We start from the raw sequence: 21849 nt of genomic DNA, 5'->3' as shown, positions 1-21849 counted from the left end.
GGGCGGCCGCGCCGGCCCGGGGTTCACACCACGGTTTCCACGCCGTGGAAGTTTTCGTAGAAGTCGAGGCTGAACGGCTGGCCCGGTGCCGGCGCGAAGCCGGGACTGGCGAGCCAGCCGGCGATGCGTTCGGCCTGGCTTGCATCGCCGTTCCAGACCAGCCCGGTCGCCACCGTGTGCGGCTCGGGCGTCAGGCTCAGGCTGAGCCGGCGATGGCCGCGCAGCAGATCGAGTCGTACCGGCGCGAACCGGCTTGCAACCCATTGCAGCGCCTGCGGACTAAAGGCGTAGCCGTCGATGGCGAGGAGCTGGTCGCCGGGCGCGATGCCGCTGCGGCCGGCCGGGCTGTCGTCGAGCACATCGTCGATGTCGGCCTTGATGCCGTCGCGGAACAGCAGTCCGAGCCGCGACTGCTCGGCGCGCACGATCCGGAAGCCGAGCCGCTCCAGGCTGTCGAGCGTGCGCAGTCCGCCCGGCGCGGCGGCCGCCGCTTCCATGCGCTCGCCCAGGCCCGGCAGCGCGGCGTCGAAATGGCGGTAGATGTCGGCGCTGGCATAGCCGGCGCCACGCCCGGCGAACTCGCGATAGAAGCTGGCGAAGACGCTGTCGAGCGACTGGCCGGCGCCGCCGAGCCGCAGCGCGACATCGGCGTCGAACGCGATGAGCATGCCCTTGTCGTAGTAGTCGATGGCGCTGTTGCAGCGGCCCGGATACTTGGCGTGGTTGAGATAGGTGGCGAGCGAGGAATCGGTCGCGCTGACCCGGCCGTAGGCCGGCAGGTCGGTGAGATGGCTGTGATAGCCGGCCACGGCGCTGAAGAACTGGTCGACGTCGTAGGCGCCGGCGCGGGTCGAGGCGAGGAATTCGTAGTAGCGGGTAAAGCCTTCGGCCACCCACAGGCCGTCGGTGAAGGCGCCGTGTTCGAGCCGGCAGGCCAGATGGCCGAGCGGCGCCGGCCGCAACCGGCGCACGTTCCAGGCGTGGAAGAGTTCATGGGCGCAGACGCGCACGCCGTTGGCGGTGCGGTCGGGCAGGATGAACACGTCGGGCCCGAGGCCGCACATGGTGCTGGTGAGGTGTTCGAGGCCCCAGTCGGCCTGCGGATTGAGCGTCAGCACGAAGCTGTAGTTCTCGAACGGAAAGCCGCCGAACATGCGGCCGAATTCGGCCGCGACCGCCGCCAGCCGGTCGGCGAACTGCTCGACGCCGGCGGCAAAGCCGATGCCCCGGTCGACGAACACGAGAAAGAAGTCGGTGCCCGCGACCGTGCGCACCAGGCGCGTGAAATGGCCGAACACGACCGGCGTGTCGAGCAGGATTTCGTAGCTCGGATAGATCCAGCTGCGCGTGCCGCTGCGCCGGGCGCCGGCCGGATGGTGGATGTCCCAGCCGTCGGGCAGCGCATAGCTCACCTCCAGCGTGCCGTCGTAGGCCGGCACATGCAGATAGCGCGTGCCGAGCAGCACGGCGTAGTCGCTGTCGACGATGCCGGCCGGTTCGCCGAACTCGACCGCGCAGGCGCTGGCGCGATAGCGCAGCAGCAGATCGCCCTCGACATCGTCGACCTCGAAGGCCTGCCAGCCGACGCGCCGCAGCGCGAGCGGCCGGCCGGTCGCGCCGTCCTGCGCCACCAGATCGAAGAGGTCGCGCGCATAGCTGTCGAAGCTGTAGTCGCCCGGCACCCAGCTGGGGATTTCGAGCCGGACGCGGCCGCTGGCGGCCGGGCCGGTCAGGCGCAGCTCGATGTCGAGTTCATGGTTGGCGGGATGGATGCGCACGGCGTAGTGCGCGCCCGGTACGGGAATGGGCATGGCGGGTCTCCGGCAGAAGGGCGCGCGGCGGCGAGCGCGCCGCGCCTGGTGCGATCAGGACTGCTGGAGCTTCCAGCGCATGTTGGACGGCAGGTCGTTGCACACATTGCGCACCGCCACCAGCGTGAAGGTGGAGCGGCGCGGCTGGACGCCGGCGGCGGGCGCGAAGTCGCAGCAGCCCGGGCCGGCGGCGCTGCCGCTGCACGGGCCGTGCGCCGGCACCGGATCGGGCCGGCGCTCGCGCAGTTCGGCCAGCACCTGCTGCAACTCGGCATTGGTCGTCACTTCGTAGCCCACGCCGCCAAAGCCGGCGGCGAGCGCGCGCCAGTTCCACAGCGAGGTCTGGGCGACCTGGGTCAGCGCGCTGAACTGCACGCCCGAGCCGGGCGCGAAGGCCTGCGGATTGATGAGGAACTGCTCGATCGCGAACACGCCGTTGGCCATCACGAACACCACGCAGTCGAGGCCCAGTTCGGCCAGCGTGCCGAGCGCATTGACGCTCTCGGCAAAGGCGCCGTCGCCCGAGATGCTGATGACGCGCCGGTTGTCGCCGCGCGCCCGCAACGCCAGCTGCACGCCGCCGATCGCGCCCGGCGAATAGCCGATGGCGCCCCAGGACAGCTGGGCGATGTAGCCGTTGCGCGGCACCTTGAGGTTGTTGAGCGAATAGAAGGTGGCGCCGGTGTCGGCCAGCAGCGCCGGCGCCTGGCTCTCGTCGAAGCTGTCGAGATAGTCGTGCTGGAGCGCCGACTTGAAGCTGTCCCAGGTGATCTGGGCCTCGGGCGCAAAGCTCGACGGCGGCGGAATGTCCCAGGGGCTGCCGACCAGGCGCGGAAAGCCGGCGGCATTGGGCAGCGCGCCGCCGGGCAGCGCCGCGACCGCCTGGGTGAGCGCCGCGATGAAGGGGCCGAGCTGGATGTCGCCCCAGTAGAGCTCGCCTTCGAGCGTGGGGCTGGCGGTGCTGTTGATGAGCACCGCGCCGAGCCGCGCCTCGATCTGCCCGACCAGCGGCAGCGGCAGGCCGGGCGCGCTGCCCGGCGCATAGTCGGTCGAGGCCACGCCGCTGAAGTTGAAGTCGGTCTCGTGCACGCCGAGCGCCAGGATGATGTCGGCGCCGCGCATCAGGTCCTGCACGTTCTGCTGCGAATTGCGGCCGTTGTACACGCCCGAGAAATTGATGTCGTCGCGGTACTCGCTCAGCAGGCTCTTGCCGAGCAGGTCGGATACATAGGGCGCGCCGAGCTTCTGCACCAGCGTGGCGAAGGCGTCCTGCAGGCCGGCGCGCGCGATCTCGACGCCGCCGAGCACCACCAGCCTCTTCGCGCCGACCAGCACCTGCATGACCATGCCGAGCGCCTCGTCGAGCGAGCTGGCCGATTGCGGCAGCGGCGCCGGCTTCAGCCGTGGCCGGCTTGCGACCGGCTGGCAGTCGTAGTTCTCCATGCCCACCGCGATCTCGATGTAGACCGGCCGGCTCTGGGTGATGCAGGCGGTCAGCGCGGCATCGATCAGGTCGGGCGCATAGGCCGGATTGTCGAGCCGCACCGCCATCGCCGTGACCTCGCGGAACAGCCGCAGATCGGTGTACGAGCCGTCGAACATGTGATGCCACAGCACACCCTGGTCGCGCTGCGAATTGAACTGCGCCGGCGACGGCGAGCCGTTGACGAGCACCACCGGCACATATTCGACATGCGCGCCGGCCACGGCCTGGAGCGCATTCATGGCGCCCACGCCGTAGGTGAAGGCCATGCAGCCGACGGTGCTGCCGTTGGCGGCGCGGCCGTAGCCGTCGGCGGCATAGGCCGCGACCATCTCGTTGTTGGGATGGACCCGCACCAGCCCGGCGTTGTCCGGGCCGTCGAGCGTCTCGACCCAGGGCGCGATGTAGTCGCCCGGGATCGCGAACACATGCTTGCAGCCGATCTCGGCGAGCCGCTTGTTGAGATAGGTGGCGACGGTCTCGCCGGTGGCGCTGGCCGCGGCCGCCTGCAGGCGCGCGCGGCCGGTGTTGCCGGTCGGCCGGCCGGCGCGGAATTCGCGCTCGAACAGGCGTGGCGGCAGCAGATTGCTCTTGAGCATGACGGTCTCCGGTTCAGATCTGGATGCCGTTCATGACGGGCGCGTTCAGGTTCATCGCCGGCGCGACGGCCGGGCTCAGGTAGTAGTACGAGACGCTGTTGGGCACCGTGGCGGCCGAGGGATTGGCCTGGCGGAAGGCGGCGATGCGCGCGGACTGGTTCTGCGCAATGCGCGCGCTGGCCGAATCGGCGCCGTCCCACAGCGCGGCTTGGAAGGCGGCGACCGCCGCCGCCTGACCGCTGCCGGCGGCAAAGCCGGCATACACCGCGTCGAGGCTGGCGAGGCTGCCGTCGCCGGCCGCGACATCGTCCACCGCCGAGGTGCCGGCCACCACGAAGTCGATCTGGTTCTGGATCGGCCAGGCGTAGTAGCTGTTGCCGCCGTAGGCGGTCTGGGCCTGCGGATCGGGCAGCGACGCGAGCAGCTGGGCATCGGTCACGCCGGGGCCGGCGGGCGGCGGCGCGGTCATCGCGAAGGCGCCGTTGGGCAGATAGCCCCAGTGCGGAAACATGCTGTTGTTGACCGCCGTGTGCTGCACCGCAGCCATGTGGAACAGCACGGTGGCGCTGCGCTTGAGGCCGGCCTTGGTCGGCGTCCAGGTGTAGCGCGGCACGCCGTCATGGTTGAACGCGGCCTGCACCGCGCCGAACCAGGCGTTGAGCGGCGCATCGGCGGCGACCGCCGCGTCGTCGGCATAGCTGGCCTCGATCACCCCCGACACGAAGTTGGCGATGGCGTTCCACCACGGCGTGCCGTCGTCGCGATAGGGGAAGGGCACCGGCAGGTTGCCGGTGTCGAGCTGGCGCGCGGCGAGGCTGCTGTCGAAGGCGGCGGCGTCGAAGCTGTAGTCGGCGAACAGGTTGCTGACGATCTGGTACAGCCCGATGCGGCCGGTCGGCAGGAACTGGTCGCAGAACTGGCCGGCCTGATAGATGCCGGCGCCGGCGCTGCCGCTGGCCTGGAGGTTGTAGACGGCGGTGTTGATGTCGAACACCTTGGCCAGATGCGGCTTGAGCAGCACCAGCACCGGATGGTCCGCGGCCAGCGTGCCGGCCTCGGCCAGCGCGGCGGCGGCGATGGCGAACTGCATCACCACGGTATGCGTGTTGAACAGATGGGCGCCGCTGAACCACCACTGCGCATCGGCGCTGCCGACCCACAGCTTGGCCAGCAGCCAGGCATTGGCATCGTCCTGCGGCGTGAACACATAGCCGCGGCCGACCGAGTCGACCTGGATCGCGAGCGGCAGCAGCGCGCCGCCGCTCACCGCGAACAGCGCGAACGGCGCGGCGAAGTACTGGCCGCTGCGCACCAGCCCGGCCGGCGCCACGTTGCCGAGCACCGGTGCGTAGTCGCAGACGAACAGCGTGCCGGCGCTGTTGGCGGCCTGCAGCGTGGCGAGCAGGGCGGCGCTGTCGTGGCTGCCGGCGGCGGCGCCGAGCCAGGCCGCCAGCGCATCGTTGCTGCCGCGGTACTTGGCGATCACGTCGGTATTGGCGCCGCCCAGGCGCTGGCGCGCGAATTCGGCGTCGTCGTTCACCCAGTTGGCGGTCATGGTGGCGACCGCGCTGGCGCCGAACACCTCGGGGCTGAGCACGCCGTTGGCATAGCGCTGCTGGATCGCGGTGATGGCGTCGCTCGAATAGGTCTGGCCCGGCACATTGGCCTGGAGCCAGCTGTCCTGCGCGCTGCCCTGGGCCGCGCGGGCGGCGCTGGCTGCATTGTCGGCGGCGGTCCAGCGCCAGTCGGGCGTGACCGTGGACAGGTCGTTGAGCCAGGGCGGCAGCACGGCGGCAAAGCTGCCGCTGGCGGCGTACTCGGGCGTGCCATAGGCCAGATCGCTGGCCAGGTACTGGAAGACATAGCCGGGCAGGGCGGCGGCGGCCGCCGCCAGCCGGGCGCGCGGCGCGGCCGGCGCGCCGGCCGGGGTGAGCAGGCGGGCCCAGTAATTGGCCAGCGGGGCGGTCGAATGCGAATTGCTCATGATCGGGCTCCGGAAGTTCAGGCGGCGGATTGGACGGAATCGGCAAGCGCAAGCGCTTCCGGCAGGGAATGACGGCCGAATTGCGGAATCATCGACGGGAAAATCTTGCCGCCGCCGAGCGCGCTGAAAAGCGTTTCGAGATTGCCCCGGCTGTCGAGGTTTTCGAGAATCAGCGCTTCCCACACGGTGCGGAATGCCGAGTTGTAGGAGCCGGCAATCCAGTAATGGACGATGTCCAGATGCTCGCCCGCGAAATGGAACAGACCTTCGGGTTCGCGGCCGGCCAGGAATTTCTCGCCGAACTGGCCCGGACCGAAATAGGCGAATCCGCCGCCGGCCAGCGGCCGCTGATTCCACACCACCGCCGCGCCGTGGCCGAGATATTCCTGCTCGGCAATTGCGCCATGCAGATGCACGACCGAGCGCAGCGCAAGATCGAACATGGCCGATTCATTCAGATGCGAGAACTTGTCGGCATCGTTTTCCCAGCAATAGCTGCCGAGCAGATAGGCCGGACCCGGCTCGCCGATGCCGAACGACGGATAGACCACGCTGCGCACCGGCAGATCGGTATTGCTCTGGCCGCCGCGCATGCCGCTCGAATAAATGCCGGGCTGTTCCCAGAACCGGCTGCGGAAACCCAGCGCGATCTTCACCGCATTGGTCATCTTGAGCATGCGGATCGCCTCGTACTTGCCGGCCGACCAGCTCGCCGGCGTTTCGATGCCGCGCAATACATTGAAGGGCAGCGTCACGATGACCCGGTCGAAAGTCAGCGTCTGGCTCAGGCTGCCGGCGCCATTGCGGAAATGCACCACCGCCTTGCCGCCGCTTTCCTCCAGCTTGAATACTTCGGCACCCAGCGTGATTCGCTCGCGCGGAATGCGATTGATCATTTCCTGGGTAATGCGGTCGGTGCCGCCATCCATTGCCGACCAGGTCGAGGTGTCGTCGAAGCTGTAATGGTCGAGCAGCATTTCGATGAACGACAGGCCGTACATGCCGGTGTAGGTGAGCGCCGTTTCCATGTAATCGACGATCGGCGTGGGATAGGGCCGCACGCCGTCGCCGATCTCGATGAGGTAGGAGCGCCCGGAATGGCCGTTGTACTTGAGGATTTCGGCCCAGGCGCGGTCGATGCCCTCGGCTTCGAGCAGCGCGTTGAAGCGTTCGAGCGCGCTGTCGAGCAATTGCTGGGCGGGCTTGAGCTTGCCGTCGGCCTTGAAATAGTCCCATTCCGGGCCGACGAAGAACTGGTCGAAGCCCAGCAGCGAATTGTCGGCCTTGGCCAGATTGCGCGTGACCGGCGTGCGGCCGTTGTAGCAGAGCAGATTGCCGGCATCGGCCGCCGGATTGGCGTCGAACAGCACATAGGGAATCTCGACGATTTCGCGCGCGCCCGCCACCGATCCGGCAGTTTCGTTCAGGTATTGCCAGAACGAAAACAGCCGGCTTTGCAATTCGCTGTGCGGAAAGCGCATCGCGCCCAGTTCGGCATATTGGTGCGGTGCATTGTCGAAATAGTGAGTCAGCACTCTGCCACCGACCCGTTCGCCCGACGCTTCGATGATGTGATGGCGAATGCCGAGCTGATCGAGCAGCAGCGCGGCATACATGCCGGCCTGCCCGCCACCGACGATGCCGATGCTCAGTTCGGATTTGGGCGTGCGCCCCACCACTGCGCGCGGAGCGGCCCGGCCGGCGGCTTCGCGTTGCGATTGCTTTTCCGCCAGATGATTGTCAAGTGCCTGAAACAGCTTGTGACGCAGCTGTGCGTGCTTTCCGCTGGACTTGCGGAGATTCTCGATGGCCGACATGGTCAATTCCCTTTCTTCAGGCAATAAGCGGCCCCGCGCCGAAACTGGCGCAATTGAAATCGGGGGCTGTCTGAATTACCGGTGTCCTGACGCGGTCCTGTACGAAGGACCATTGGGTATCCGGAATGCGGCGCAAATTAGCATGCTGATTCCGTGTTACTCCGGCGGCTCAGGTAACACGCCAATCCTGAATGAAATGGATAGGCATATGAAAAGTCGGAGGCCAATCCGATGGAATTGCTGGGGATTTGCAGCGCAATCGCAATTCCTAGGGAAAAGCCCTTGGCGAAGCCGGCCGTGCGGTGGTTTGCGGCAATGAAACTGACTTGACGGCCGCTGCTCGACCGATCCGGATCGGCCGGGCGCGGCAGCATCGGGCGCTGTCATGACTCCCGAACCGCCAGACCATGGCCGATAGCGACAAGGAAGACCGCACCCTCCCCGCATCCCAGAAACGCATCGCCGATGCGCGCGAGGAAGGGCAGCTGCCGCGCTCGCGCGAGCTGGCCACCATCGGCATCGTCGGCGGCAGCATCTCGACGCTGCTGTTCACCGCCGGCGATCTGTCGAAGGGCATGCAGGAGGTGCTGCGCCACGGCCTCAGCTTCGACCGCCGCGCCGTCGACGACACCGGCCAGATGGCGCTGCGCTTCGGCCAGCTCGGCATCGAGGCGCTGTGGGTGTTTGCGCCGATGATGGCCGTGGCCTTCGTCGGCGCCATCGTCGGCATGCTGGCGCTGGGCGGCTGGAACTTCACCACCAAGCCGCTCGGCGTCAAGCTGGAGCGGCTCGATCCGCTCGGCGGGCTGAGCCGGATGCTGTCGATGCACACGCTTGCAGAAATCGGCAAGGGCATGGTGGCGGTGCTGCTGCTGGGCGCGGTGGCGCTCAGCTATTCGAGCGGCAGCTTTGCCGAGCTGCCGGCGCTGGCGGCCAGCGATGTGCGCTCGGCGCTGGCGGCCGGGGCCGACCGCATCGGCACGGCGCTGCTGCTGCTGGTGTTTCCGCTGGTGGGCATCGGCGCGGTGGACGGCGCGATCGCCTGGTGGAAGCACTCGCGCGACATGCGCATGTCGCCGCAGGAGCTCAAGCAGGAAATGAAGGAGGCCGAGGGCAATCAGGAAGTGAAGGGAAAGATCCGCGCCCAGCAGCGCGCACTGGCCCGACGCCGGATGATGGCCGCCGTGCCCAATGCCGACGTGATCGTGACCAACCCGACGCATTACGCGGTGGCGCTGGCCTACAAGGACGGCGACCTGGGCGCGCCCAAGGTGGTGGCCAAGGGCGTGGACATCACCGCCGCGCGCATCCGCGAGATTGCCGAGGCGGCCGGCGTGATGATCGTCGAGGCGCCGCCGCTGGCGCGCGCGCTCTATGCCAACACCGAACTCGAGGCCGAGATTCCGGGCGCGCTGTTCAGCGCCGTGGCCCAGGTGCTGGCCTATGTGTATCGCATCCGGCGCGGCATGGCGGCCGGCGAGCTGGGCGAGGTGCCGGTGCCGCCGGGGCTGGATCCGGCGGAGAAGGCGGCGCCGGCAGCGGCCTGACCGGCGCCGGCGTTCAGCGCTGGCCGGTCCGGCTCAGCATCGCCGCCACGCTCGCCTCAAAGGCCTTGTAGCGCGCATCGAGCCGGCCGATCTGCTGCGCCTTGTCGGCCGGGCTCAGGAAGGAATGGCGGATGCTCGAATACGCCGCCTGCTTCAGCTCGGCATAGCTCGGCTTGTAGCGCGCGGCGAACAGCGCGTACTCGCCGCTCAGGTTGTTGCGCGACACGCCGGCATCGTCGGTGCTGATGACGAAGGGCACGCCGGCGCGCCGGTACAGCACCACCGGATGCGCCGCGCCCGCGACGCCCAGGATGAAGTCGTTGCTGCTCAGGTTGATTTCCACCGCGATGTCGCGCGCACGCAGTTCGTCGAGCAGCGCCCAGGGCTGGCGCTCGTGCAGCACGTCGATGCCGTGGCCGATGCGCGCGGCGCCGGCCACTTCCACTGCCTGCCGGATGTGATCCTGCAAGCCCTCGGGCGGCACCATGCCCAGCGTCAGCTCGCCCGCGTGCAGCGCCAGCCGCACGCCCGGATGGCGCTGGTTGAGGAAGCGGAACATGCGCATGTGCAGGCCGTAGTCGCGCATGGCGATGTAGCCGTTCTCGGGCCCGACGATGTTCACGCCGACGATCAGCGGGCTGGCCTGGGCGGCCAGATAGCTGCCGACCAGGCTGGCAAACACCTCGCCCGGCGCAAAGCCGCGCACCACATAGGTCTGGAAGCGCAGCGTGAAGCGGTCGTCGTCGAGGCCGGCGGCGGCATCGGCGAGCTGGGCCGCGTAGTCGGCGATCTGGCGCGCGGTGGCCGGATCGGCCTCGATCGCATCGGCCAGCGCGGCCAGCGCGGCGAACAGCTGCGCATCGTCGGCATCGGGCGGCAGCGCATTGATCGCGTCGATCAGCGGTCGCGGCCCGAGCCGGGGCGCGCTGCGCAGCATGGTCTCCAGGTACTGCACGTTCTCGTCGAGCGCGCGCTGCTTGAGCAGGGCCAGACCGTCGCGATAGGACCAGCCCGAGATCGGCCCGAAGTAGCCGAAGGTGTCGAAGAACTGCTGATCGGGCGGCAGCGCGTCATGCGGATGATTGGCGAAATCCTTGTCCGACCAGCGCATCAGCAGCTGGCGATAGAAGCCGTTGTCGGCCAGCACCGCGCCGGCATCCAGGCAATGCGCGCGCGCCTCGGCGGGCAGGGCGGCCGGCTTGCTCTCGATGCGAAAGCGCTGGGCGCCGGCGACACCGGCCACATCCTCGCGCCAGACGCAGGCGCCGGCCTTGCCGACCCAGTCGAGATAGGTCTCGGCATAGAGCGCGCCCGAATAGTGGTGATGCAGATCGCCGCCCTTGGGCAGCTGGGTGGTGAACAGCGTGAGCTCGGCGCTGCGCGGCTCGGCGCCGGCGATGAGCTGGCCGTAGTAGCGCGCGGTGGCGGCTTCATCGCGGCCGGGCGCGGGCCCGCGTGCTTGCGCGGGCAGGGCGCAGCACAGCGCGGTCGCCGCAAGCAGCGCGGCAGGCAGCGCACGCAGCGCCGGCAGGCGCGGGAAGGCGAGGGCAGGGCAGAGATCGGTCATGGGCGGCATCGGAGAAGGCTGGCGAGAACGCGGGCAGAAAGCAGGCGCGCGCAGGTTAGCGCGCACGGCTTGCAAGCCCCGTGATCGAACCAGCCCCCTCAACCGCAGCAAGGCGCAGGGCCGAGGGTGGCCGGGGCCGGAGCGGGGCGCCCTCTGGCGCGCCGAGCGACGAGGTAGACGCTGGCGAGCGGCGCAGCCGCTCAGGTCCGCCTGTTTGAGCGACCCGCAAGGGGCGCGAGTTGGCGGACCGGCCAGCGGGCTAGCGAAGGAGCGAGGGCAGCCTTTCGCGCAGCGAAAGGCCGACGCCAGCGGGCGCCCCGTTCCGGCCCCGGCCACCCTCGGCCCGGACCTGCAAGCCCCCAAAACCTCACCGCACCGCGATGCCCAGCGGCGTCGTCCCCGTCGCCACCGTCGCGCTCGACAGCGCCACCAGCTTGCCCCCGCTGCCGATGCTGTACTGCGACACCGTGTTGTCGCCGCTGTCGGTCACGTACACATAGAGCCCGTCCGGGCTGACCGCCACGCCGCTCGGCGTGCTGCCGGTGGCATAGCTGCCGGCCGAGGTGAGCGCGCCGGTGCTCGACACGCTGTACAGCGACACCGTGCCGCTGCCGGCATTGGCCACATAGGCGTACTTGCCGTCGGGCCGCAGCGCCATCGCGACCGGATTGGTGCCGGCCGAGACCGTCGCCACCGACATCGCGGTCAGCGCGCCCGAGGTGCCGACCGAATACTGAGAAATGCTGTGGCCGCCGTAGTTGACCGCATACACGGCCACGCCGGTCGGATGCACCGCCACCGCCTGCGGCACCGAGCCGGTGGCGACCGTGGCGGTGCTCATGGCGCTCAGCGCGCCGCTGCTGCCCACCGTGTATTGCGCCAGCGTGTTGGCGCCCGAGTTCACCGAATAGGCATAGGCGCCGCTGGCCGCCACCGCTACGCCGAGCGGCTTGCTGCCCGAATTGACCGAGGCGGTCGACAGCGCGCTCAGCGTGCCGGTATCGCCCACCACGTACTGCGACAGCGTGGTGCCGCCGCCGTTGGCCACGTACACATAGTCGCCCGAGGGCGTGACCGCGATGCCGACCGGCGCGCTGCCGGCGCTCACCGTACCCAGCATCGACAGGCTGCCGTCGCTGGCCACCGCATAGCTGATGACCGTGCCGCTGCCGGCATTGGTCACCCAGGCGTACTTGCCGTCGGGCGACAGCACGATGCCGGACGGCTTGCTGGCGGCGGTGGCGTTCACCGCCGCGCCGAGCGCACCGTCGTCGCCGAGCAGATGGCTGCTCACCTTGGCCTCGCCGCTGTCGGCCACCAGCGCCACATAGCTGCGGCAGGTGACCGCCACATTGGTGATCTTGGCGCTGGCCATGGTGCCGCTGGCGTTGGTCACCGAGCAGGTCTGGCCGTCGGGCTGGGTGGTCACGGTCACTTCATAGGTGTCGCCGGTATCGACCTCGGTGGCAAAGGTGAAGCTGCTGCTGCCCGAGGCGACCGACAGCGTGTCGCTGCCGTTGGCGATGACCAGGCCATTGCTGGTCAGGCCGGTGACGGTGCCGCCCACGGTATAGCTGCCCGACGCGGTGCCCAGGCAGCCGCCGAGCAGGCCGATGACGGCGGCCAGCGCCGAGGCCAGCGCCAGATCGATGGGCAGCCGGGCGCGCGGCGCTGCAGGGGAGGAGGTAAGGCGCTGAAGAAAGTGCGATGACATGGGCGGAGGCAGGTTCTTGGCTGTAGAGCCTGCTGTTTGCTCGCCCGATGTTGCGCGATTGATGCGGCCCGGTTGCTGGCCGCCGGCCGCTCAGTTGGCGACGCGGAAGGTGCGGACCGAGTCGGCCAGCGTCTGCGCCCGATCCTTCAGTGCGCTGGCGGCGGCGGCGGTTTCCTCCACCAGCGCGGCGTCCTGCTGGGTGCTGGTGTCGATGTCGTGCATCGCCGCCGCGACCTGCCGGATCTCGCCGGTCTGGCTCTCGGTCGCCGCCTCGATCTCGCCGATCAGCGCCGCCACGTCGTTCACCGAGGCCATCACGTCCTTCATGGTGCTGCCGGTTTCGTTCACGTAGCGCGCGCCGGTCTGGATGGTGCCGATCGACTCGGCGATCAGCGTGTTGATCTCGCGCGCTGCCGTGGCGCAGCGCTGGGCCAGGCTGCGCACCTCGCTGGCCACCACCGCAAAGCCGCGCCCCTGTTCGCCGGCGCGGGCCGCCTCGACCGCCGCGTTGAGCGCCAGGATGTTGGTCTGGAAGGCGATGCCGTCGATCACCTGGATGATTTCGCCGATCTTCTTCGACGAGCCGGTGATGCGGCCCATGGTCTCGACCGCCTGCGCCACCACCGCGCCCGAGCGCTCGACCGTGCTCATGGCAGTGGCCGCCAGTTGCGAGGCATCGCGCGCGTGCTCCTGGTTGCGCATCACGGTCTCGGTCAGCGCCGTCATGGTGGCGGCGGTTTCCTGCACCGTGGCCGCCAGCCGCGAGCCGCGCTGGGCCAGATCCTGGTTGCCCGACGCGATCTCCTGGCTGGAATGGGAGATGGCATCGGCCGCATCGCGCACGCCGTGGATGATGTCGCGCAGCGACATCACGCGGCCGCGCAGCGCATCGATGGTGTTGCCGATCTCGTCGGTGCCGCGCGACGGGAAGGTCTCGGTCAGGTCGCCCTCGCCGAGCCGGTCGACCCGGTGGCTGATGGCATCGAAGCCGCGTACCGACGACACATAGAACGCCAGCAGCATGTAGCCCGCGATCGCCAGCGATGCCGCCACCAGCGAAACGATGCCGATCAGCCCGTTCACCTTGGCCTGCTCGCGCGCCTCGATGAGCCTGATGAACTCGGCGTTGCCGGCGGCGATGAAGCTCTCGAGCGCATTGATGGCGCGGCTGCCTTCGCCATAGGCATCGCCGGCGGTATCGGGCTGCTGCGAGTGCCGGATCATCTTCCCCGCATAGGCGGCGGCGGCATCGATGCCGGCCAGGTCGAGCCGGGCCGCCGAGGCCGGATTGGCACGCGCGTACTGGCTGAACTGGTTCTTGAGCCATTCCAGCTCATGCTGGGCCACGGCGCCGAACTGTGCGGTGCGCGCCAGCGCGGTCACGTCGGTCGGCGTGTGCTCGGCCCAGGCCGAATAGCCGCGCAGCGGCCCGAGCGAGTTGAGCGCGGTCCAGCCGCGCACGAACACCGTCTGGCTCAGGAAATAGCTGTCGGCATCGGGGTCGAGCGCGATGGTCGAGTTCTCGGCGATCACCGTCATCAGCTCGGCGATGGCCAGCCGCATCGGTGCATAGCGCGCCGTCACGCTGGCCGGGTCGGTATGGCTGGCGTTGCGCACCTCGCTCCAGGCGCTGCGCAGCTGGCCCAGCGCCGGGCCGATGCTCATCGCATCGCCGTCGCTGGCGGTCATGGCGGTCAGCACGTCGAGCTCCATGTCGATGGTGCGGGCGGCGTCGGCGGCACGCGCCGGATCGCTCTTGCCGAGCAGCCCGAGCAGCGCCTGGCCGCGATGCTCCTGCACGCCGCTCACCAGCGGCAGCGCGGCGGCCAGATAGGCCGCGCCGGCCACCTCGTGGTGGGTGGTGTCGATGTCGGCGCGCGCGCGATCGAGATAGAACCAGAGCAGCAGCGTCAGCGGCACGATGAAGGCGCCGCAGACGAGCGCGAATTTCACCGGCATGCGCAGCCGTTGCATGGCGCGCTCTCCCGGGCGCAGAAAGCTCTTGATCATTGTCGTTCGCTGTTGGTGAACGGCCGTCAGGCCGCAGTGCGCCGAGTCTTGCGGCCTGCCGGTGTGGCCGTTCACGCAAACAGCGCTGTCAATCCGCCGCAAATTGCCGGCCTGCCGGCACGGCGCCGGTGCCTGCGGCGGGGCGGTCCGGCGCGACCGATAAGCCTCGGGTTACTGCCGCTAATCGCGGCATGACAAACCCTCAGGTTTTCGAGAATGGGCCTTGAAAGCCGGGGCATTGCGCCATCCGGCAAAACCTCCGCCCAGCCGCATGAATCTGATTGCCCGTCTCCGAGCCACCGGTATCGATGTGAAGGCCCTCGCCGCGCCGATCTTCATCGTGCTGGTGCTCGCGATGATGGTGCTGCCGCTGCCGGCCTTCCTGCTCGACGTGTTCTTCACCTTCAACATCGCGATGTCGATCGTGGTGCTGCTGGTGTCGGCCTATACGCGCCGGCCGCTGGAATTTGCCGCCTTCCCGACCGTGCTGCTCATCACCACGCTGCTGCGGCTGTCGCTCAACGTGGCCTCGACCCGCAAGATCCTGCTCGACGGCCACACCGGCCCCGACGCGGCCGGCAAGGTCATCGACTCGTTTGCGCACTTCCTGGTGGGCGGCAACTTCGCCGTCGGGCTGGTGGTGTTCATCATCCTGGTGGTCATCAACTTCGTGGTGGTGACCAAGGGCGCGGGCCGCATCGCCGAAGTCGCGGCGCGCTTCGCCCTCGACGCGATGCCCGGCAAGCAGATGGCCATCGACGCCGACCTCAACGCCGGCCTGATCGGCGAGGCCGATGCGCGCAAGCGCCGCTCGGAGCTGGCGCAGGAAGCCGAGTTCTTCGGTTCGATGGACGGCGCATCCAAGTTCGTGCGCGGCGATGCCGTGGCCGGGATCATGGTGCTGTTCATCAACATCATCGGCGGGCTGGTGATCGGCATGGTCCAGCACGGGCTGAGCGCCGGCCAGGCCGGCGAGACCTATGTGCTGCTGGCGGTCGGCGACGGCCTGGTGGCGCAGATTCCGTCGCTCATCATCTCGATCGCGGCCGGCCTGATCGTGTCGCGCGTGGGCACCGGCGAAGACCTCGGCGCGCAGATGATCGACCAGCTGTTCAACATGCCGCGCGTGCTGGCCATCACCGCCGCGATCATGGCGCTGCTGGGCCTGATCCCGAACATGCCGCATCTGCCCTTCCTGATGCTGGCGCTCGGCGCCGGCTACATGGCCTGGTGGCTCGACCGGCGCGACCGGCGCGCCGCCGAGCCGCTGCCGGATGCGCCGCCGCCCGAGGTGCAGGTCGGCAACGAGGCGAGCTGGGACGATCTGGAGCCGGTCGACATGCTCGGCCTCGAAGTGGGCTACCGGCTGATTCCGCTGGTCGACGCGAGCCAGGACGGCGACCTGCTCAAGCGCATCAAGGGCATCCGCAAGAAGTTCGCGCAGGAGATCGGCTTTCTGCCGCCGCCGGTGCACATCCGCGACAACCTCGACCTCAAGCCCAACCAGTACCGCATCACGCTCAAGGGCGCGACCGTGGCCGAGGGCGAGACCGTCACCGGCATGCATCTGGCCATCGACCCGGGCGGCGTGACCGCCAAGCTGCCCGGCACCATGACGACCGATCCGGCCTTCGGCCTGCCGGCGGTATGGATCGACAACTCGCACAAGCACGCCGCTCAGGTGTCGGGCTACACCGTGGTCGATGCGTCGACCGTGGCCGCGACCCACCTCAACCATGTGCTGCAAATGCATGCGGCCCAGCTGCTCGGCCGCGCCGAGGTGCAGCAGCTGCTGGAGCATGTGGGCAAGAACGGCGGCAAGCTGGTGGAAGACACCGTGCCCAAGATCGTGCCGGTGGCGGTGCTGCACAAGGTGCTGCAAGGGCTGCTGCTGGAGGGCGTGCACATCCGCGATCTGCGCACCGTGCTGGAGACGCTGGCCGACGCCGGCGCCCGCACGCAGGACCCGGTCGAACTCACCGCCGCCGTGCGGGTCGCGCTCGGCCCGGCCATCGTCCAGCAGATCTACGGCTATGCGAGCGAGCTGGGCGTGATCGTGCTGGAGCCCGAACTCGAACGCGTGCTGTCGAATGCGCTCGGCAACCAGCGCGCCAACGAACCGATCGGTCTCGAACCCGGCCTCGCCGAGGCGCTGCTGCGCAATGCCAGCGACGTGACCCAGCGCCAGGAAGCCATCGGCCAGCCGGCCACGCTGCTGGTGCCCGATGCGATCCGTCTGCCGCTCGCCCGTCTGTTCCGCCGTCTCGCGCCGCGTCTGCGCGTGATCGCCCATGCCGAAATTCCGGAATCGCATTCGATTCGCGTCCAAGCCATCCTGGGAGCTAACTCATGAGCCTCCGAAAATTCTTCGGTGCCACCAGCCGCGAGGCGCTGATGGAAGCGCGCCGCGCCATCGGTGACGATGCGGTCGTCATTTCCACGCGCCGCACCGGGTCGGGCGTGGAAGTGGTGGCCGCCTCCGAGGCCGAGCTGTCCAAGCTCACCGCCGGGCGGCCCGGCAGCGGCGGCCCGCCGCGCCGCATCGTGGCCGCGCCGGCACCGGCCGAGCCGGCCGACGAGCCCGAGGATCTGCCGAGCGTGATCCGCAATCCGCGCGCGCCACAGCGGCCGTCGTTTGCCGAGCGGGTGCGCCAGACCGAACCGGCGGCGCCGCCCGCCGTGCCGCCGCGCGCGCCGGCCGTGCCGTTTCTCGACTATCTGCGCCGGCCTACCGCGACCCAGCCGGCGCCGGTGGCGACCCAGCCGGCACCGGCCCAGACCGCCGCGCGCCCGACCGCGACCCAGTCCGGCTTGCGCCCGACCGCCACGCAATCGGGCCAGCGCCCGCCGGCCGCCGCCCAGCCCGCCGCCCGCGCCGCTGCGCCCCAGCCGCCGGCGGCCGAACGCCGCGCCGTGCCGCAGCCGGCGCCGCCGGCTCCCGCGCGCGAGCCGCTGCGCCATGCCGCCGCCCATCCCTCGGTGACCCAGCCGGCGGTGCCGCGCATGCCGCTGCATGCCGAGCTGCCGGCCGGCCAGCCGTCACCGCTCGCGCCGGCCTTTCTGCGCAGCCCGCCGACCGCGCCGGCGCGCGCGCCGCGTGCGCCCGAGATCGATCCGCGCGATCTGCCCGACCTGCATGACGACCGCGAACTCGGCCTGCCGATGGGCTCGATGCTCCCGGTGCCCGATCTGGCCGCCCTCGATCTGGCCGATGCGCTGCGCGACAAGCTCACCGCCTCGCTGCGCGAAGAGCTGGGCAGCGACATCAAGCGCGAATTGCAGACCCATCTGCGCGCCGAGCTGCGCAATGAATTCGAATCGATCCGCGGCTGGATGTCGGCCCAGTTCGACACCATCGCCTTCAGCGAGCGCCAGCGCCGCCGGCCGGTCGCCGCCAGCATGCAGAAGATGCTGCTCGCGGACGGCTTCTCGCCGCTGCTGGCGCGCGATCTGGCGCTGCGCCTGCCCGAGCAGCTCACCGACGAGGCCCAGGCGCGCGGCTGGGCCCGCGCCGTGCTCGAACGCAATCTGCATGTGATGGGCAATGCCCACGACATCGTCGATACCGGCGGCATCTATGCGCTGGTCGGCCCGACCGGCGTCGGCAAGACCACCACCGTGGCCAAGCTGGCCGCGCGCTGCGCCGCCAAGTACGGCCGCGATTCGGTCGGCCTGGTCACCATCGACAGCTACCGGATCGGCGCCCAGGACCAGCTGCGCATCTACGGCAAGATCCTCGGCGTGACGGTCCACACCGCGCAGGACCGCGAGAGCCTGCTCGGCGTGCTGCGCGGCCTCACCGGCAAGAAGCTGGTGCTGATCGACACCCTCGGCCTCGGCCAGCGCGACGAGCGCGTGGCCGAGCTGCTCGACGCGGTCGGCGCCGGCGCCATCAAGCGGCTGCTGGTGCTCAACGCCGCCTCGCATGCCGAGACGCTGGAAGACGTGGTGGCCAGCTACCGGCTGGCCGGCAGCAGCGCCAGCGGCAAGACCGTGGCCGGCTTTGCCGGCGCCGTGCTCACCAAGACCGACGAGGCGGTGCGGCTCGGCCAGGCGCTCGATGTGCTCATCCGCCACCGCCTGCCGCTGTACTACGAGACCACCGGCCAGCGCGTGCCCGAAGACATCACGCCGGCCTCGGCCGGCTCGCTGGTCACGCGCGCACTGGCGCATGCGCCGGCGCGGCCGTTTCGCGTCAGCGACGATGAAGTGGGCATGACCTATGTCGACCGCAGCCCCGATCCGCTCGGCGCCGCTCCGATCCGTCCGGCCCATGCGTGACGCCGCCCTCATGAGCCGCACCGACCAGGCCGCCGGCCTGCGCCAGCTGTTCGAGCCGACCCATCGCACGATGCGCGTGCTGCCGGTGGTCGGCTCCGGCCGGCTGGCCTGCTGGCTCGCGCAAGCCCTTGCAGAAGAGGCCGACGTGCTGGTGCTCGACCACTCGGCGCCCGACATGGGCACGCGCTTCCAGCGCCGCATGCGCGGCGACCTGGCCGATCTGCTCGCCGGCAGCCTCGAATTCGCCGATGCCGTGGTGCGCGTGAGCGAGCGGCTGGCGCTGCTGTCGGCGCGCGACGGCGCCGATGTCTTCCTGGCGCATGTGGCCGCCGGTCAGGCGCAAAAAGCCGATCTTTTCGGCGGCTTTCTGGCGCTTGCCGAACCGCCCGACTGGCTTCTAATCAATACGCAGTCGCTTGAGCTCGCCGCTGAATTAATGGACGCGAACGGCGACCTGGTGCTAGCCGTGCACGACGACCCAGGCTCGGTCCGCGAGACGTATTCGCGGATCAAGGCGGTCGCGGGGGACGGCCTCAGGTCCAACCTTCGCATCGCCGCCTTCGCGCGCGACGAGCTGGCCGGGCGCCGGATGTTCGAGCGACTTGCCGCGACCGCAGACCGGTTTCTGGACCTGCCGCTGGGCTTCGGCCTGGCGCTGCCCGAAAGCGAGGACCGGCGCACCCCGGGAAGCGCCCTGACCGCGCGATTGCGCGCGGCAGTGCATGAATGGTGTCCGGCCGAGTTTCCGATCCCGGCATCGGCAACCACGATGAACCTGGCCTGACGCGGAGAACTACGAGATGTACGCAACGACAGGAAGGCTCGACAAGACGGCGGCGATCAAGCAGTACGCGCCGCTGGTCAAGCGCATGGCCCATCACATGCTGGCGAAGCTGCCGGCCAACGTGGAGCTCGACGACATCGTGCAGGCCGGCCTGATCGGCCTGATGGACGCGGTGAACCGCTACGAGGACAACCAGGGCGCGCAGTTCGAGACCTATGCGACCCAGCGCATCAAGGGCGCCATGCTCGACGAGCTGCGCGCCGCCGACTGGCTGCCGCGCAGCGTGCGCAAGAACCAGCGCGGCATCGAGTCGGCCATCCACGCGCTGCAACAGAAGCTGCAACGCGCGCCGACCGAGACCGAGATCGCGAAGGAAATGGGCCTCGGCATCAACGAGTACCACTCGATGCTGGCCGACGCGCGCGGCCTGCAACTGGTGCACATCGAGGACTTCAGCGGCGGCGAGGACGACGACGACTATCTCGACCGGCATTGCCCGGACAAGGCCGGCGATCCGTTCGAGCAGATGCGCGACGACCGTTTCCGCAAGGCGCTGATCGCCTCGATCGACGAACTGCCCGAGCGCGAGCGGCATCTGATGGGCATGTATTACGAGCAGGACATGAACTTCCGCGAGATCGCGGCGGTGCTGGGGGTGACGGAGTCGCGCGTGTGCCAGCTGCATACCCAGGCGGTGAGTCGGCTGCGCAGCAAGCTCAAGGCTTGGTAGCGCTGCTGCGTCGGGTGGGGATTGGGGCGGGCGGCGCATGCGGGCGTGGCCGCCGCTGGACGCGGCGGCTTCCCTTCGCTCCCTTCGGTAGCCCGCCGGCCGGGGCAGAACTCGGCCGCCTTGCGGCGACCTCAAACAATCTGCCCCTGAACGCCTGCGGCGTTCTCCGGCGTCTACCTCGTGCGCTCGGCACGCCCGAATGCGCCGCCCGCCCCAATCCCCACCCGACGCTTTTCTCGTCACGGTCGATTGCGCCTCTGCGAGGCGCTGTTGGCGTTGGTGGTGTGCGGCATTCGTTCTCCGCACCAGCTGCCACCGAAATTTGAAAGGCGTCGGGCGGGGATGAGGCCGGGTGCCGCATTGGCGCGCGTGCCGAGCCGACGAGGTAGACGCCGGTGAGCGCCACAGGCGCTCAGGGGCAGATTGTTTGAGGTCGCCGCAAGGCGGCCGAGTTCTGCCCCGGCCGGCGGGCTACCGAAGGGCGGAGGCGGAAAAAGGCTGCGACAGCAGCCCCGCCGGAGCGCCTTCCGGCTTGCAAGCCGGAAGGCTCTGCGAGGTTCCCGCCGCGTTCAGCGGCGGGCACGCGCGCTTGCGGCACCCGGCCTCATCCCCGCCCGACGCCGTGCTCAAGAAAAAGCCGCTTCAGGCGACGGCGCGACTCAGCCCGGTGCCGCCGCTGCTGCGCTTGAACGGCCCGCCCGACGGATCGGCAAAACCCGCCCCGTCGTTCGCCCCGCGCGCTTCATTCACCACCCGCGCCAGCGCCTGCGTCAGATGCAGCCGCTGGAGAATCACCCGTCCCGCCACCGCGTTCGCGCGGCGCAGACCTTCGAGCGCTTCGACCCAGTCGCCGCGCTGCGGATCGCTCGCGGCCTGGGGATGGGCCAGCGCATGTCGCGCCAGCGCCTCGGCGAGCGTCATGGGCGCGATGCCCTGGCGCACGTCGGCAATGCATTCGGCCAGCGCCTGGGTCAGGCCGGCATGTTCCAGCGCCAGCGCCTCCAGCTCGTCGGGCGCGGCCACGGTGGCGCGGGCACAGACGTCGTGCAGCGCCGGCACGAGGCGGGCGCTTTCCGCGAGCAGGCGGTCGATGGGCGTGGTCATGGCGACTCTCCCCGACTCAGCTCGACTTGCGCGCCAGCATGTCGCTGACGCCCGAAATCAGCTTGTCGGCCACGGCCGAGCTGTCGACCTCGAACTTGCCGTCGCGGATCGCCTGCTTGATCGATTCGACCTTGGCCGAATCGAACGCCGGTTCCTTGATGTCGGCCTCGACACTCTTGAGCGTGCTGGAAAGCGAGGACAGCTTGACCGATTCGCCGCCCGGCGCGGTCTTGCCCGCGTCGGCACTGCTCTTGGTCTTGGCCTTGGCTTGCGCCATGCCTTCGCTGCTGAACGCTTCGGTGGACTTCCCGATCTTCATGATGACTCCTTCAACCGATCTCTCCCGCTCTTTCGGCGGATCGAACCGGAACTTGAGTGTCCGAGGGCCGGGCGCCGCTGCACGGTGTCAGCGGTGCGG

The 21849-nt window shown here is 69.4% G+C and carries 14 protein-coding genes; 5 read left to right on the top strand and 9 right to left on the bottom strand.

Annotated features, from left to right (window positions below; genetic code table 11):
• Positions 1-23: 23 nt before the first annotated feature.
• The 4 genes from B9P64_RS13695 to B9P64_RS13680 are packed head-to-tail and all read right to left on the bottom strand — an operon-like array spanning position 24 to position 7553.
• Positions 24-1811: a M61 family metallopeptidase gene (locus B9P64_RS13695; protein WP_085316811.1), complete on the bottom strand. Its 1788-nt coding sequence runs from the start codon at positions 1809-1811 to the stop codon at positions 24-26.
• A 54-nt stretch (positions 1812-1865) separates the two neighbouring features.
• Entirely contained in the window at positions 1866-3893 is a 2028-nt protein-coding gene (locus B9P64_RS13690) for a thiamine pyrophosphate-binding protein (protein ID WP_085316810.1), read from the bottom strand.
• Between the two features lie 13 nt (positions 3894-3906).
• Entirely contained in the window at positions 3907-5877 is a 1971-nt protein-coding gene (locus B9P64_RS13685) for a lipoxygenase family protein (protein WP_085316809.1), read from the bottom strand.
• 17 nt (positions 5878-5894) lie between these two features.
• Complete coding sequence (locus tag B9P64_RS13680; RefSeq protein ID WP_176256840.1) at positions 5895-7553, bottom strand: flavin monoamine oxidase family protein; 1659 nt, start codon at positions 7551-7553, stop codon at positions 5895-5897.
• A 548-nt stretch (positions 7554-8101) separates the two neighbouring features.
• Here B9P64_RS13680 and B9P64_RS13675 point away from each other — a divergent pair.
• Entirely contained in the window at positions 8102-9241 is a 1140-nt protein-coding gene (locus B9P64_RS13675; protein ID WP_085316807.1) for an EscU/YscU/HrcU family type III secretion system export apparatus switch protein, read from the top strand.
• Between the two features lie 13 nt (positions 9242-9254).
• On the opposite strand, the gene B9P64_RS13670 is transcribed toward B9P64_RS13675, so the two are convergent.
• The 3 genes from B9P64_RS13670 to B9P64_RS13660 form a co-directional block, all read right to left on the bottom strand.
• Positions 9255-10808, bottom strand: a complete 1554-nt coding sequence (locus B9P64_RS13670) for an amidohydrolase family protein (RefSeq protein WP_085316829.1) — start codon at positions 10806-10808, stop codon at positions 9255-9257.
• A gap of 367 nt (positions 10809-11175) precedes the next feature.
• A complete protein-coding gene (locus B9P64_RS13665) occupies positions 11176-12522 on the bottom strand; it encodes a lactonase family protein (RefSeq protein WP_085316806.1) in 1347 nt (448 codons plus the stop codon).
• 90 nt (positions 12523-12612) lie between these two features.
• The gene (locus B9P64_RS13660; protein ID WP_176256839.1) at positions 12613-14496 is read right to left on the bottom strand and encodes a methyl-accepting chemotaxis protein; all 1884 of its coding nucleotides are present in this window, start codon (positions 14494-14496) and stop codon (positions 12613-12615) included.
• A gap of 307 nt (positions 14497-14803) precedes the next feature.
• Between B9P64_RS13660 and flhA the strand changes: the two genes are divergently transcribed.
• The 4 genes from flhA to B9P64_RS13640 all read left to right on the top strand — a co-directional run bounded on the left by flhA (position 14804) and on the right by B9P64_RS13640 (position 20327).
• Positions 14804-16885, top strand: a complete 2082-nt coding sequence (gene flhA / locus B9P64_RS13655) for a flagellar biosynthesis protein FlhA (protein WP_085316804.1) — start codon at positions 14804-14806, stop codon at positions 16883-16885.
• Complete coding sequence (flhF, locus tag B9P64_RS13650; protein ID WP_085316803.1) at positions 16882-18813, top strand: flagellar biosynthesis protein FlhF; 1932 nt, start codon at positions 16882-16884, stop codon at positions 18811-18813. Before flhA ends, flhF begins: the two co-directional genes overlap by 4 nt.
• Positions 18814-18883: 70 nt before the next feature.
• The gene (locus B9P64_RS13645; protein ID WP_139826318.1) at positions 18884-19597 is read left to right on the top strand and encodes a P-loop NTPase family protein; all 714 of its coding nucleotides are present in this window, start codon (positions 18884-18886) and stop codon (positions 19595-19597) included.
• 16 nt (positions 19598-19613) lie between these two features.
• Positions 19614-20327 carry an RNA polymerase sigma factor FliA gene (locus tag B9P64_RS13640; RefSeq protein WP_085316801.1) on the top strand — a complete coding sequence of 238 codons (714 nt, stop codon included), beginning with the start codon at positions 19614-19616 and terminating at the stop codon, positions 20325-20327.
• Positions 20328-20969: 642 nt separating this feature from the next.
• Here B9P64_RS13640 and B9P64_RS13635 read toward each other — a convergent pair.
• Positions 20970-21431 (bottom strand): hypothetical protein, encoded by a 462-nt coding sequence (locus tag B9P64_RS13635; RefSeq protein WP_085316800.1) that lies wholly within the window; start codon positions 21429-21431, stop codon positions 20970-20972.
• Between the two features lie 16 nt (positions 21432-21447).
• Positions 21448-21750 (bottom strand): flagellar biosynthesis anti-sigma factor FlgM, encoded by a 303-nt coding sequence (flgM, locus tag B9P64_RS13630; protein ID WP_085316799.1) that lies wholly within the window; start codon positions 21748-21750, stop codon positions 21448-21450.
• Between the last annotated feature and the right edge of the window lie 99 nt (positions 21751-21849).

Source organism: Derxia lacustris, from assembly GCF_002105195.1.
GTDB classification, from domain to species: Bacteria; Pseudomonadota; Gammaproteobacteria; order Burkholderiales; family Burkholderiaceae_E; genus Derxia; species Derxia lacustris.
This window is presented reverse-complemented; position numbering and strand designations above follow the sequence as displayed.

Bases quoted from the DNA above. Each gene is read 5' to 3' on its own strand.
- flhF (WP_085316803.1), top strand. From the start codon at position 16,882: ATGAGCCTCCGAAAATTCTTCGGTGCCACCAGCCGCGAGGCGCTGATG.
- B9P64_RS13675 (WP_085316807.1), top strand. From the start codon at position 8,102: ATGGCCGATAGCGACAAGGAAGACCGCACCCTCCCCGCATCCCAGAAA.
- B9P64_RS13635 (WP_085316800.1), bottom strand. From the start codon at position 21,431: ATGACCACGCCCATCGACCGCCTGCTCGCGGAAAGCGCCCGCCTCGTG.
- B9P64_RS13645 (WP_139826318.1), top strand. From the start codon at position 18,884: ATGCGCGTGCTGCCGGTGGTCGGCTCCGGCCGGCTGGCCTGCTGGCTC.
- B9P64_RS13670 (WP_085316829.1), bottom strand. From the start codon at position 10,808: ATGACCGATCTCTGCCCTGCCCTCGCCTTCCCGCGCCTGCCGGCGCTG.
- flhA (WP_085316804.1), top strand. From the start codon at position 14,804: ATGAATCTGATTGCCCGTCTCCGAGCCACCGGTATCGATGTGAAGGCC.
- B9P64_RS13665 (WP_085316806.1), bottom strand. From the start codon at position 12,522: ATGTCATCGCACTTTCTTCAGCGCCTTACCTCCTCCCCTGCAGCGCCG.
- flgM (WP_085316799.1), bottom strand. From the start codon at position 21,750: ATGAAGATCGGGAAGTCCACCGAAGCGTTCAGCAGCGAAGGCATGGCG.
- B9P64_RS13685 (WP_085316809.1), bottom strand. From the start codon at position 5,877: ATGAGCAATTCGCATTCGACCGCCCCGCTGGCCAATTACTGGGCCCGC.
- B9P64_RS13640 (WP_085316801.1), top strand. From the start codon at position 19,614: ATGTACGCAACGACAGGAAGGCTCGACAAGACGGCGGCGATCAAGCAG.
- B9P64_RS13695 (WP_085316811.1), bottom strand. From the start codon at position 1,811: ATGCCCATTCCCGTACCGGGCGCGCACTACGCCGTGCGCATCCATCCC.
- B9P64_RS13660 (WP_176256839.1), bottom strand. From the start codon at position 14,496: ATGCAACGGCTGCGCATGCCGGTGAAATTCGCGCTCGTCTGCGGCGCC.
- B9P64_RS13690 (WP_085316810.1), bottom strand. From the start codon at position 3,893: ATGCTCAAGAGCAATCTGCTGCCGCCACGCCTGTTCGAGCGCGAATTC.